The organism is Bacillus sp. MC1252 (assembly GCF_056838025.1).
In genome coordinates this window covers 1,427,056-1,440,044 of record NZ_CM166369.1, presented here as the reverse complement: position 1 = coordinate 1,440,044, position 12,989 = coordinate 1,427,056, and the positions used below count along the sequence as shown (strand labels likewise).

Annotated in this window: 12 protein-coding genes; all 12 read right to left on the bottom strand. The window is 39.3% G+C overall.

Annotation, left to right across the window (positions count from 1 at the left end; all coding sequences use genetic code 11):
- Positions 1 to 247: 247 nt before the first annotated feature.
- The 12 genes from ftsZ to ACYH0L_RS07205 all read right to left on the bottom strand — a co-directional run bounded on the left by ftsZ (position 248) and on the right by ACYH0L_RS07205 (position 12,957).
- Positions 248 to 1,396, bottom strand: a complete 1,149-nt coding sequence (ftsZ, locus tag ACYH0L_RS07260; protein WP_256499535.1) for a cell division protein FtsZ — start codon at positions 1,394 to 1,396, stop codon at positions 248 to 250.
- A 33-nt stretch (positions 1,397 to 1,429) separates the two neighbouring features.
- Entirely contained in the window at positions 1,430 to 2,752 is a 1,323-nt protein-coding gene (gene ftsA, locus ACYH0L_RS07255; protein ID WP_099725939.1) for a cell division protein FtsA, read from the bottom strand.
- Between the two features lie 159 nt (positions 2,753 to 2,911).
- Positions 2,912 to 3,280: a small basic family protein gene (locus tag ACYH0L_RS07250; RefSeq protein WP_003210988.1), complete on the bottom strand. Its 369-nt coding sequence runs from the start codon at positions 3,278 to 3,280 to the stop codon at positions 2,912 to 2,914.
- Positions 3,280 to 4,005, bottom strand: coding sequence for a DUF881 domain-containing protein (locus ACYH0L_RS07245; protein WP_249705511.1), 726 nt, complete (start codon positions 4,003 to 4,005; stop codon positions 3,280 to 3,282). Before ACYH0L_RS07245 ends, ACYH0L_RS07250 begins: the two co-directional genes overlap by 1 nt.
- Before the next feature lie 20 nt (positions 4,006 to 4,025).
- Positions 4,026 to 4,715, bottom strand: coding sequence for a DUF881 domain-containing protein (locus ACYH0L_RS07240; RefSeq protein ID WP_099725941.1), 690 nt, complete (start codon positions 4,713 to 4,715; stop codon positions 4,026 to 4,028).
- A complete protein-coding gene (locus ACYH0L_RS07235; RefSeq protein ID WP_099725942.1) occupies positions 4,712 to 5,491 on the bottom strand; it encodes a cell division protein FtsQ/DivIB in 780 nt (259 codons plus the stop codon). The genes ACYH0L_RS07240 and ACYH0L_RS07235 overlap by 4 nt, the downstream gene beginning before the upstream one ends.
- Positions 5,492 to 5,618: 127 nt before the next feature.
- The gene (gene murB / locus ACYH0L_RS07230; protein WP_256499534.1) at positions 5,619 to 6,530 is read right to left on the bottom strand and encodes a UDP-N-acetylmuramate dehydrogenase; all 912 of its coding nucleotides are present in this window, start codon (positions 6,528 to 6,530) and stop codon (positions 5,619 to 5,621) included.
- 31 nt (positions 6,531 to 6,561) lie between these two features.
- Positions 6,562 to 7,656, bottom strand: coding sequence for an undecaprenyldiphospho-muramoylpentapeptide beta-N-acetylglucosaminyltransferase (murG, locus tag ACYH0L_RS07225; RefSeq protein ID WP_256499533.1), 1,095 nt, complete (start codon positions 7,654 to 7,656; stop codon positions 6,562 to 6,564).
- 198 nt (positions 7,657 to 7,854) lie between these two features.
- On the bottom strand, positions 7,855 to 8,955 hold the full coding sequence (spoVE, locus tag ACYH0L_RS07220; protein WP_003212197.1) for a stage V sporulation protein E: 1,101 nt from the start codon (positions 8,953 to 8,955) through the stop codon (positions 7,855 to 7,857).
- A gap of 59 nt (positions 8,956 to 9,014) precedes the next feature.
- Positions 9,015 to 10,361: a UDP-N-acetylmuramoyl-L-alanine--D-glutamate ligase gene (gene murD / locus ACYH0L_RS07215; RefSeq protein WP_370461138.1), complete on the bottom strand. Its 1,347-nt coding sequence runs from the start codon at positions 10,359 to 10,361 to the stop codon at positions 9,015 to 9,017.
- Positions 10,362 to 10,370: 9 nt separating this feature from the next.
- A complete protein-coding gene (mraY, locus tag ACYH0L_RS07210) occupies positions 10,371 to 11,345 on the bottom strand; it encodes a phospho-N-acetylmuramoyl-pentapeptide-transferase (protein ID WP_099725946.1) in 975 nt (324 codons plus the stop codon).
- 136 nt (positions 11,346 to 11,481) lie between these two features.
- Positions 11,482 to 12,957: a UDP-N-acetylmuramoyl-L-alanyl-D-glutamate--2,6-diaminopimelate ligase gene (locus ACYH0L_RS07205; RefSeq protein WP_099726003.1), complete on the bottom strand. Its 1,476-nt coding sequence runs from the start codon at positions 12,955 to 12,957 to the stop codon at positions 11,482 to 11,484.
- Positions 12,958 to 12,989 lie beyond the last annotated feature (32 nt).

Here is a 12,989-nt window from a genome sequence, read left to right as displayed (position 1 = left end):
TTTGTTTATGACAAGATTCATGGTGTTCTATTTAATGTAGTCAAATAAAGTTCATCATTTTGTCGTTTTTTGTAACAGGTATCAAAAATGATTCTTTTGCCTTAATTCACATAAGTCAAAATACATAGGTTGGATTGAGTGATTCTTGCATGTTCAAGACTTTTTTATTAGAAGAACAACAGGTCCTTTTATCCTTTTTAGGCATTAAAAAATCCCCTTCCAATGGAAGGGGACGAGCTATGCTCAATTAGCGTTTGTTGCGGTTACGCAAGAACGTTGGGATATCGAGCGTATCATCGCTTGATTGTTGTGTATTTTGTCTTGGCTGAGATGATGTTTGCTGATGTTCCTCGCGTTTTACTTCACGCTTTTGTGGAATGGATTGATTTTGCTTTAATCCTTGACCTAATGGATTTCTTTGTGATTTTGTCATTTCTGGCTCCTGCTCAATAAATCCAGTTGCGATCACTGTCACCACAATTTCATCCTTCAAGTTATCATTAATAACAGATCCGAAAATCATGTTTACATCTTCATCAGATGCTGATGCAACAATATCAGCTGCTTCTTGCACCTCATAAAGACTTAAGTTTGTACCACCCGTAATATTCATGATGACGCCTTGTGCACCGTCAATCGCCGTTTCAAGAAGTGGTGAAGAGATGGCTTTCTTCGCTGCTTCAGCGGCACGGTTTTCACCTGTTGCAACACCGATTCCCATAAGGGCTGAACCTTTATTGGACATGATTGTTTTCACGTCAGCAAAGTCAAGGTTAATCAAACCTGGTGTTGCAATTAAATCTGAAATTCCTTGAACACCTTGTCTTAACACGTTATCTGCTGCACGGAATGCTTCAAGCATTGGCGTGTTTTTATCGACAATTTCAAGCAATCGATCGTTTGGAATCACGATTAATGTATCAACCGCTTCCTTCATAGAAGCAATTCCTTCAACTGCTTGAAGCTGACGCTTTCTTCCTTCAAATGTGAAAGGACGAGTGACGACACCAACTGTCAATGCCCCAGAATCTTTTGCGATTTTTGCAATGACAGGTGCAGCACCAGTTCCAGTTCCACCGCCCATACCAGCTGTAACAAAGACCATGTCAGCGCCTTTTAATACTTCTTCAATTTGTTCTTTGCTTTCCTCAGCTGCCTTTTTACCGACTTCAGGATTCGCACCTGCTCCAAGCCCTCTTGTCAGCTTAGCACCGATTTGCATTTTTGTTTCTGCTTTTGATAGATTTAACGCCTGTGCATCTGTATTAACTGCAATAAAATCGACACCTTGTACGTCATTTTCGATCATTCGGTTGACAGCGTTATTTCCGCCCCCACCTACTCCGATTACTTTAATTGATGCTAGGCCGTCTATATTTGTTTCAAACTCCAACATGCTGAATCCTCCTAATCCGTCGAAAATCTAATTCTATTCCCAGAACATATTAAATAGTTTTTTCATTTTGCCCGGTTTTTTATTTGTCTCTTGTTGTGCTTTTTGCTTTACTTTCGGTCTTGGCTGAGCTTCTTTCACTTGTGATGTAGCAGAAACCGGCTCCATGGACGCGCCTACTTCATGAAACGCTTCATCCGGCATTTGGAATCCAACCTGTCTGCCCTGGATCTTTGCATTGCGGTAAGCAAAATGGATCAGACCCACTCCTGTCATATATTGAGGCTCTCTCACCCCGATATAATTAGGACTTGCAATTCTTACATTGTTTTGTAAGACCGTTTGTGCAAGAGAAAGGATACCTGGTATGGCTGCCTGCCCACCTGTTAGAACGAATCCGCCAGGCAAATCATGAACACCCATATTTCTTAATTCCTCTGCCACAAACAACAGGATTTCTTCCAGTCGTGCTTCGATGATATTGGCCGCTTCAAGTTGTGTATACGTCTGTTTTTGATCGGTACCGATGACGGAAACTTCAAATGTTTCCTCAGACGATGCCTCATCATAGAACGCATGTCCAAATTGTTTTTTGATTCGTTCAGCTTCTTCAGTGGAAGTTCTAAGTCCTATAGACAAATCTTTTGTAATGTTCTCTCCGCCCAAAGGGATACTGTGAGTAGAATAGAGATGCCCGTTTTCAAATACGGATATCGTAGTAGATCCGCCGCCAATATCGACAAGAGCTACCCCTAGATTTTTTTCATCTTTCGATAATGCTGCTGAGCCCGATGCGAGTGGCTGCAAGCAAATATCCATAATTTCAATCCCAGCTCGTTCTACACATCGGAGCCAGTTATGTAGAATCGTTTTAGAGCCTGTAATTAACGATCCTTCCACCTCTAACCGAACACCAAGCATTTTTTTCGGATCTGTGATCTCATCCCTTCCGTCGACGATAAATTGTCTCGGAATCACGTCTATGACGAGATGTTCTTGAGGAATAGATACTACCTGTGCAGCATCTAAGACACGTCTCACATCTTCAGCATGTATTTCTTTGTTTTCACTAGATACTGCGACCACGCCGCTCGTATTCTGAATATGAATGTGGTTTCCGTTAATTCCGACAATCGCCTTTTGTAAAGGAAAACCTACCATTCTCTCAGCCTGTTCAAATGCTTGTCTAATAGAATGAACTGTCTCATCTATATCAACAATCGATCCTTTTTTTAACCCCTCTGAAGGGACATTTCCAACACCTATTATGTTAAGCGAATCATCCGCCATTTCTCCGACGATGACTTTTATATTGGATGTACCGATGTCAAGGCTGACGTAAATTTCATTGTTGTTCATTCTATGGCACCTCCTCACATATCAATACTTTCTATTCTATTATTTGCTGAACAACAATACAATGAATGTGTTTTTACAAGTGTGTAACAAAACTTAAAAAATCAACATTTTTTATTAGGATTACTGAAAATATTCGTTACATCATATGTATATCCTTTTTTATGACTCACTTTTTTTCTTTTTTTCTCTAGAAATTGTCCATTTTGTTAGTAGGATTCTTCGAATAACTGCTATATTTTGAAACAATCTAACGCCGAACGCAAACATTCCGACTAAATACAAGTCTACACCAAGATGGACGCCCAGAAAAGCTAAACTTATTGCGAGTATAATATTAAAGAAGAAGCCTGATACAAACACCAGTTCATCGTATGCCCCTTGCAGATGTGCTCGTATTCCACCAATCAAAGTATCAAGCGCAGCAAGTACAGCGAGGGAAAGGTAGTTAGAATACTCATTCGGTATCGTAAAATTTGTTAAAAAACCGATTGCAACTCCTATGATTAAGCCAAGAACAGGAAGCCACATTAAGATTTTCCCTCCTTTACATCGTCAAGAGGCTTCAATTCGTTTATCTGAATTGCACCGTCATATGCCTTCAAATGAATTTTTTTCTTCGGCTGGCTAATACTCAAGCTGAAATTTTCCTGAGCGAACAAATCGCCAATATCTGATACATTTAAACGGCTGGATAATTTGTCTGCCTGCTGGCTAATCATCTTAATGGTAACTGCATCATCATCTAAGCTGTAACCATCCATTTTCGTCGTCCCATTAATATCTCGAATCACACTTGTATTAATCACACGGTGGTCATTAATGGAAATATGTTTTGCCCCAAACATGTTGGCTTCGTTGATTAACTTTTTCAGAAGATCAGGCGGGATATTTTTCACTTCTTCCCCGGTCAGATCCTTGGAAAAAAGCTGAGAAATCTCAACTTCAATCCCCTCCCCCGTTACCTCTGTAAAACCAGCCTTTTCTTTTAAATCTTTTAGCGTTTTTGTTAATTGAACTTCTTTTGATTGATCTCCTTGATTATCATACTTTTTCAGCATCTCATCATATTTATCAATTTCTTTCAGCAAATCCAATTCTTTACTTTTAGATGCAGATAAATCCTCTCTTAATTCCCAAACATCGCGAGTATCACGAATTTTCGGTTTTTGCAAAGAGTTAAATTGGACGGAGACCATGATGCCAAATATCACCATCAAGACTGTCAAACTAAGTAAAGGCTTCTTTTTCCTCAACACCACTCACCTTTTCACTTTTAATCTTTGTTTCTTAAAAGAGGATTCATACGAATATCCTTTTTTTCAATCGTCATTGAAATGTGATCACTTGTCAGCTGATCAACCACCCCGCCAGCAATATTTAAAGCAGGTATTAACACAGCAGGATCCCCAATAGCAGAAATGACAAATGGCGCTGGATGCTGAACTCCGTCAACTGTGACGACTGGGCCATTACAATGTATGTATGATTGGTGTGTGATTCTTTGTCCGTTAATAGATACAGCAGATGCCCCTGATATAAATAGTTCGTTTATCACATGAAAAATGTGACTCTCATGAACAATGTAATTATTGACATTTTGTCCACTCGGGATATAAGATGCATCTTCAAGAGATACTTTTACCCCTTTCCCTTTTACACCTATCTCCCCTGTAAACATTCTGTATTTCTCAACATCTTCCAACACATTAAAATACTGCTCTTTTTCATTTTTCAAACTGGACTCTGTCGCTTGAACCTTTGATTGAAGGCTATATAGTTCTTTTTCAAGTTTTTGATTCGCCTTTTCTTGCTTTGTCAGCTGACTTTTCAAAGAGTATTCTTTTTTCCATTGTTCGGTTCGATTGACATCTGCCTGATGCTGCTTTGTATATTGGTATGAAAAAGAAATCAGAAACCCAAGAACAAGCATCACAATTGAAAATATAACTGTTTTGCCTCTCAACGTTCATCTTCCTTTTTCTTAGATTTGAAAGCTTCAAAATACGTTGCGACTTCCATATGAATCGTGCCTTTCTCAGATGACGAAAGTTCTTTTACAATAGCTGGATAGGTTTTCATTTTATCAGCGAATGTTTTAATTGATGCGATCACGGTGTTCCCGTCATTCATATAAAATTTAACGAGCCACTGGTTTGAACTTGTCGGGACATAATATACTTCTGAGATGAGTTCCTGAATAGAGGCTGGGAGCTGATTTAAAGATTTAACTGTTTGCTTCAGTTTCTCTTTATTGTCCCAATCGACAAAAATAGGTCCTGCATGATTAGGCGTTACTTCATCTGGTAAAGCTGTCCCATTTTCAAGAAGCTCATAATATAGATTTCCCTTTTGAAGATATGCAATATTTGCATATTCTTTTACAGCAATACTGACCTTATTCGGGAAATGTTTTTTAATACTGACACTTTTAATCAGTTTATTTTGTTTAATATGGTCTGCTGTCATATCTTTATTTAAGTTCCAAAACTCTGTCTCGCCTTCTTTAATTTGTGAAAGTTTAACAAGCTGTTTTGTTGATACATGCTCGTTACCCGTGATGGTTAAAGAAGAAATTTTACTGATTGGTGTTTGCAAATAAATAACAATTAAAACCATGATAAAAAACAGCAGAATAAAAGAGATCAGTCTCCGATTTGCTTTCTGCTTTCTTTGTTCTTTAATTTTAGGAATTCGCTCTTCTATATTGACGATCTTTTCATTTTCATGATCAGGCCGCATATATACTCTTCACCTCATTCAAAGCTGCTTGTCCACACCTTTGGGTCTTCATTTTGATTAGAAAACAAACGGCATGAAAGAATGCCGTTTGTTTTCCTGCGATGCCATCATTCATAAAAACTAGCTTTTAATTTGCTTCACCGATAATTTCTACTTCTGTATGCATATCTACATTGTGGTCTTCTTTAATTTTCTTTTGGATGTACTGAATTAAGTCCAGCACATCTTGAGCAGTAGCGCCACCAGCATTGACAATAAAGTTCCCATGCATATCAGAAATTCTTGCCCCGCCAATCTGGTATCCTTTTAAATTCGCCTTTTCTACAAGCTGTCCTGCATATTCAGGTAGCGGATTTCGAAAAATACTGCCTGCACACGGTCGATTATAAGGTTGCGTTTCCTTACGATAGTCTTTATTTTGCTGCATTTTCTTTGTGATTTTCTCGCGATCATCCTGTTTGAGCTTAAACACGGCTTCGAGGACAATGCCCGGACGTTCTTTTTGAAGTACAGAGGTTCGATAGCTAAAGTTCATTTCCTCATTTGTTACCCACTCGATGCTTCCATCTTCAAATAAGATTCTAGCTTTCACAAGAATGTTGCTGATATCTGATCCATGTGCCCCTGCGTTCATATAAACAGCGCCACCGATAGACCCTGGAATACCAGCTGCGAATTCCAATCCTGAAAGGCCCTTCTTACTAAGAGACGTTGCGAGACGTACAACAGAGTAGCCGCCGCCAACTGTAACTTCTTCATCATTCACATTTAAATGATCAAGTCCAGCACCTAACTTTAGAACTACACCACGTATTCCTTTATCAAGTACAAGTAAATTAGACCCTCTTCCAATGACCGTCCAATCAGTATGGTGTATTTTTACCTGATCCATGATCGTTTTGACTGCGTCGACATCTTTTGGAATAATCAATAGATCTGCTGGTCCGCCTATTTTCATTGTCGTATGATTTGCAAGCGGCTCATTTTCAAGCACTTTACCAACTTGCGCTTCTAATAATTCATTCTTCAAGTTCTCCATATTACCCTCCGCCTTACCTAATATCATTCAATCATGTAGTCGTAATTTCTTTTAACACATTATATAAACGTATAGCCGCATCTGGTACTCCGAGTTCTTTCGTTAAACGGCTCATTTGATTTAATTTCTCTTCATTACCGGCAATTTCATCAATTGCATGCAGCAAGCGATCTCCAGAAAGCTCTGATTCTCTTAAAACGATAGCAGCATCATGCTTTTCAAGTGATCTAGCATTGATTTCCTGATGATTTGCCGTCACGTATGGGCTCGGAATGAAAATTGTTGGAATTCCAAGAGCTGTCACTTCAGCAATCGTTGTTGCTCCAGCTCTTGCAACAATCACATCAATCGATTTCAGATACTCCGGCATTTGATGTAAGAAAGGCTTTGTGATCATATTTGGTGCTGCACCTTTGTCCTTTAGTTCGTTCAGCACTTTTTCATAATGAACCTCACCAGTAATATATAAAAGCTGGTAGTTCTTCGCCTTTAATTCATCTTGCATGTCAATGACTGCTCTATTGATCGGAGCTGCACCTCTGCTCCCGCCAAAAATAAGAACCGTTTTTTTCTTTTCATCTAGTCCAAACTCTTTAAGAGATTTCCCCTCTTTTATAGAGACGACTTCAGAGGCTCTTGGGTTTCCCGTAAAAACAACCTTTTCAGAAGGAAAATGTGCCTTTGCTTCTTCAAAGCAGATGGCTACCTTATGAACATATCTCGCAAGGAACTTATTTGTGATACCAGGCAGGCTGTTTTGTTCGTGAATAATGGTCGGGATTTTCAGCTTAGAAGCCGCATAAACGACAGGGCCACACACATAACCGCCTGTTCCAATGACAGCATCTGGCTTAAATTCTTTTAAATAAGATTTGCTTTTTTGAACGCCTTTTAGAAATCTCATCACCGTTTTTACATTATCAAAGGAAAGCTTTCTTTTAAAACCTGAAATCTCTATTGACTTGAAAGGGATATTTTCTCTTTCTACAATTTTCTTTTCAAGCCCATTTTCAGTACCAATATATAAAAATTCCACATCAGGATGCAGTCTTTTTACTTCTTTAATAAAAGCTAAGGCTGGATAAATATGTCCACCTGTTCCGCCTCCACTGATTGCTATACGCATTATACCATTTCCCCTCATTTTTTTTCTGCTCTGAACAAAGTATAAACCCTGTTTTAAACAACAGGGCTCCGTTAAAACCTGTAAAGAAGAGTCAAAAATCATGTTTTCGAAACAAAAACTGTCATTTTCACTCTTCAAATCATTTTTTTGTATTTTTGCAAAATAAACGTCGACATGGTTTCATGAACTAGCAGCACATTAATATCTAGCGTACCTGCTTACATTCAAAAGTACGCCAATTGCCATGAGCATTAGTGTCAGTGATGAGCCGCCATAACTTAGGAATGGGAGCGTGATACCTGTCACAGGGATAAGTCCAGTGACAACTGCGATATTAATCATCACTTGAATGGCAACCATTGAAATGATGCCAACTGCTAAGAAACTTCCGTATAAATCTGGTGCCCCAAGTGCTATTCGTATGCCTCTCCATAACAGAACACTAAAGAGCAATAAAATGAGTGATCCGCCTATAAAGCCGAGCTCTTCAGACAATATGGCAAAGATAAAGTCCGTTTGAGGCTCAGGTAAATAGAAGAATTTTTGTCTACTTTGACCTAGACCCATTCCGAACAGACCGCCTGGGCCAACAGCGTATAAGGATTGAATAATTTGAAACCCGCTGCCTAGTGGATCTTCCCAAGGGTTTAAATAAGACGTTATTCGTTTTATTCGATAGGGTGCTGATAAGACAAGTGCAGCAAAACCGCTTAGCCCTATAAGACCGAGAAATATAAAGTGAGCAATTCTCGCACCTGAAACAAAAATCATAATAATACAAGTTCCAACCATAACCGTTCCTGTCCCCAGGTCCGGCTGCAGCATAATGATGGCAAATGCCGAAAACACAATACCCAACGCTGGCGCGAAACCTTTACGGAAGGACGTGATATTTTTTTGCTTTTCAGATAAGAATTTTGCGAGAAACGCAATCATCGCAAGCTTCATGAATTCAGAGGGCTGAATACTAAACGCACCGACACCGATCCAGCTTCTTGATCCATTTCTCTCCATACCGATACCAGGAATCAGTACAAGTAGCAAGAGGAGAAAACAAACAGCAATCAATATCTTTGACCAAGTCCGCCACGTCCAATAATCGACTCGCATAATGAAAAACATCGCGATAACTCCGATTCCAGCAAACAAAAGCTGTCTTTTTGCAAAATAAAACGAATCATCAAATTTATACGATGCCCACACAGCGCTTGCGCTGTAAACCATAATTAAACCAATCGTCAATAAAAGTAACGTAATGACAACAAGCAAAAAATCCGGAGAAGTTTTCTTATTCGTCAAGAGACCGACACCCCAAGCATCATTTCATTTGGGCTGTCAGTCATATGAGAGACAAGCCCTTATTTAAGCATATGCACGGCGTTTACAAACATGTCTCCACGTTCTTCAAATGTTTTATGTTGATCCCAGCTTGCACAAGCTGGAGATAATAAAATCACGTCTTCTTCTTCAGATATGCTAAACGCCGCAGGTACTGCTTGTTCAACATTATCGACATGTTTTACGTGATGTATTCCCAGCTCTTCACCAAGCTTCACAAACTTAGGTGCAGTCTCACCAAATGTGATAATTCCTTTCACATTTTTCATGAAAGGTTTCAATTCATCAAATTCATTACCCCGATCTAGTCCGCCTGCTAGTAAAATGGTCGGCTGTTCGAAGGCTGACAAAGCTTTACTTGTTGCCAGTATATTGGTCGCTTTGCTATCGTTATAAAATTTTCTACTTTGAATCGTATCCACAAACTGCAAACGATGCTTCACGCCACTGAATGTTGTGAGTACGTGTGTGATCGCTTCATTTGAACAGCCTGCATTTTTCACAACACAAATGGCTGCCAGAATATTTTCTTGGTTATGCTCACCAGGAAGAACAACATCCTTTAGATCAATGACACGTTCATTCATATAGTAGATAGCGCCATTTTTAATAAAGGCTCCATGCTCTACTGGCTCTTTCACGGAGAAAAACACCTTTTTCGCTTTTGATCCTTCTGCTAGCTTAACGACAGATGGATCATCTAGGTTGATCACGGCTGTGTCATTTTCATGTTGATGTGCGTATACTTTCTGCTTTGCTTTTTCGTATTCTTCACGAGTGTGGTGATAGTCTAAATGTGCGTCAAAAATATTTAAAATCAAGCTGATTTTGGGCCTGAATTCAACTGTTCCCATTAACTGAAAAGAAGAGAGCTCAGTTACAATCCATTCATCGCCAGCTGCATTTGCAGCGACTTCGCTGGCAACTGTTCCAATATTACCTGCCACTAAAGTTTTTTGACTGTCTTTTTTCAGCATTTCATAAATCAATGTAGTGGTAGTGGTTTTCCCATTCGATCCGGTAATCCCAATAAAAGGAGATGAGGTCAAATGATATGCTAATTCTATTTCAGTCCAAACTGGAATTTGGCGTCGAAGCGCCTCTTGAACCATCACATTCTCATATGGAATTCCAGGGTTTTTAATTAAAATCGTAATTTCTTTATCATCGAACATACGAAGAGGATGACTGCCACAAATGACATCAATCCCCTTTTCAGAAAGTAGCTGAGCTGGCTCATTTTCTTCAAACGGTTTCTGATCATTTACTGTCACGTTTACTCCGTGTTCGTGAAGAATTGAGGCGGCCGCATATCCGCTTTTTGCAAGACCTAATACTAGTACATGTTCGTTTTTTAACATTTGCATCTTATTCAATTACAACCACACCTCGATGTAAATTCCTAAAACAGCAAGTAATAAACCAGCTGTCCAGAAGGTGACAACCACTCTCCACTCAGACCAGCCAACTAACTCATAGTGGTGGTGAAGCGGGCTCATTTTAAAGATTCTTTTTCCAGTTGTTTTAAAGGAGATGACTTGAAGGATAACCGATAACGTTTCAACAACAAATACTCCTCCAATAATCACGAGTAAAATTTCAAGCTTCGTTAAAATGGCAATCGCTACAATGGCTCCGCCTAAAGCTAGTGACCCTGTATCACCCATAAATACTTTTGCAGGGTGCGCATTAAACACAAGGAAACCAAGGACGGCTCCAGCAACAGCTACTGAAAAGATGGCCACATCATACTGGGATTGATTCCAAGCAAGTATGGCAAAAGCTCCGAAAGCAATGGCAGCTGTTCCAGACAATAAACCATCAAGTCCATCTGTTAAGTTCACCGCATTAGAACCACCGACAAGCATGAAAATGACGAGGATAAAGTAAGCCCATCCTAAATCAAAGCTGACATCCGTTCCTGGAATACGAATCGTCGTTGCAAACTGATAATAATGGAAGACTGCATAAAAAATCACTGCGATCACAATTTGACCGATCAATTTCTGTTTCGATGTTAATCCAAGATTTCGTCTCATCGCTACTTTAATATAATCATCTAAAAATCCTAATAAGCCGTAGCCAAGTGTGACAAATAACAGTAAAAACATTTCTGGACTAATCTCAGAGAATTTGTTGATCATCACAATTGTTGTAATTGTGATAGAAAAGATAATCATAATTCCGCCCATTGTCGGAGTACCTGATTTCTTTTGGTGAGACTGCGGTCCTTCTTCTCTAATACTCTGACCAAATTTAAGTCTTCTTAAAAACGGAATAAAAATCGGGGATAAAAGAACACTGATTAAAAATCCCATTATGATTGTAAACAATATCACCTGTTCAAGCATCGTTCTTTACTCCTTCCGAATTTCCAAAGCCGTTTTCCACCAGAAAATAGCATTCATTATTATGATATTCATTCGAGTCTTTCATATGTTGTTTTTGTACAAAATGCTTCATTTCATTACACTCTTTTCATCATTTTTAAGATTTGTTTAGATCTAAAATAGCGTCCACTGCAACTTTTGCATCATCAAAGTCGTAGACTTGATCGCCAATGATTTGGTACGTCTCGTGGCCTTTTCCCGCTATTAAGACGGTATCGCCTTTTTTCGCATTGGCAATCGCAAAGAAGATGGCTTGTTTACGATTCACAAAGCTATGATAATATGCCTCAGGCACACCATTTTCCATATCTTTTAAAATAGCTGATGGATCTTCACTTCTTGGGTTGTCTGATGTAAATACAGGCTCATCTGCATATTTCACAGCGATTTGAGCCATTTGAGGGCGCTTTGTTTTATCACGGTCTCCGCCGCAGCCTATCACACAGAAAATTTTGCCCTCAGTTAATTCTCTACACGTTGTGAGGACATTTTCTAAGCTGTCAGGTGTATGCGCGTAATCAATGATGACAGGGAAGTCTTGATCACAGTTCACAAGTTCAAATCTTCCTTTGACTCCCTCCAGCTCTTCCATTGCACTGGCGATCGTATCAAACGATAAGCCGGATACGATCCCTACTGATACAGCAGCCAGGATGTTATACACATTGAACTTTCCGATGAGGGCCACCGTCACATTTTTTGTGCCGATTGGAGTGATCAAATCAAATTGAGTTCCCTTAGGCTTGATTTGAATATTCTTTGCCATGACATCTGCTTTTTGCTCTAAGCCATACGTCATGATTTCAGCAGCTGTGACTTTTTCAAAATAACTAGAAGCTTCATCATCTGCATTTAAAATCGCGTACTTCGGCTTATCGTGATGAAAGGCACTTCCAAGCTGGGAGAATAGCAAGCTTTTCGCGTGTTTATATTCTTCCATGGTGTTGTGGTAGTCAAGATGATCTTGCGTAAGATTTGTGAAAACGGCCATATCATAATCACATCCATGAACCCGGCCAAGATGCAATGCATGTGATGATACTTCCATAATTGCCGTGTCTACACCTTGATCAAGCATCTGTTTAAAGGTTTTTTGAAGTGTGACACTCTCAGGTGTTGTGTTTTTCACGTCGAGAATTTCATCATTCACCTTCATATACATCGTACCGATTAAGCCTGTTTTCTTCTCGGCTTTTCTCATCATTTGTTCGATCATGTGTGTTGTTGATGTTTTTCCGTTTGTTCCTGTGATACCGATAAGATTTAGCTTATGGGTTGGCTGCCTGTAAAACGCATCAGCAATTCTTGCAAGTGCTCTTTGAGAGTGTTTCACAATAATGACTGGTACATCTGTTATGTTAAGAGGGTGTTCTGCTACAATTGCTGCAGCCCCGCTTTTCACCGCTTTTTCAGCGTAATCATGTCCATCTACTGTATAACCTTTTATGCAGACAAACAGGCTCCCTTTTCTCACCTCTCTTGAATCCATTTCAATGGAAGTAATATCGGGATTTTCGTTTATCAATTCGTTGTTTTCACTTTTAAAGTATGTAAGGAGTTCTTGTAATTTCATTATCATATCAAACCTCTCAAATTCGTTCACGT

What these genes read in the sequence shown, in the direction of transcription:
- ACYH0L_RS07235 (WP_099725942.1), bottom strand. Translation starts at nt 5,491, where the DNA reads ATGCGGCCTGATCATGAAAATGAAAAGATCGTCAATATAGAAGAGCGA.
- ACYH0L_RS07205 (WP_099726003.1), bottom strand. Translation starts at nt 12,957, where the DNA reads ATGAAATTACAAGAACTCCTTACATACTTTAAAAGTGAAAACAACGAA.
- ACYH0L_RS07250 (WP_003210988.1), bottom strand. Translation starts at nt 3,280, where the DNA reads ATGTGGCTTCCTGTTCTTGGCTTAATCATAGGAGTTGCAATCGGTTTT.
- ftsZ (WP_256499535.1), bottom strand. Translation starts at nt 1,396, where the DNA reads ATGTTGGAGTTTGAAACAAATATAGACGGCCTAGCATCAATTAAAGTA.
- murG (WP_256499533.1), bottom strand. Translation starts at nt 7,656, where the DNA reads ATGCGTATAGCAATCAGTGGAGGCGGAACAGGTGGACATATTTATCCA.
- mraY (WP_099725946.1), bottom strand. Translation starts at nt 11,345, where the DNA reads ATGCTTGAACAGGTGATATTGTTTACAATCATAATGGGATTTTTAATC.
- murB (WP_256499534.1), bottom strand. Translation starts at nt 6,530, where the DNA reads ATGGAGAACTTGAAGAATGAATTATTAGAAGCGCAAGTTGGTAAAGTG.
- ftsA (WP_099725939.1), bottom strand. Translation starts at nt 2,752, where the DNA reads ATGAACAACAATGAAATTTACGTCAGCCTTGACATCGGTACATCCAAT.
- murD (WP_370461138.1), bottom strand. Translation starts at nt 10,361, where the DNA reads ATGCAAATGTTAAAAAACGAACATGTACTAGTATTAGGTCTTGCAAAA.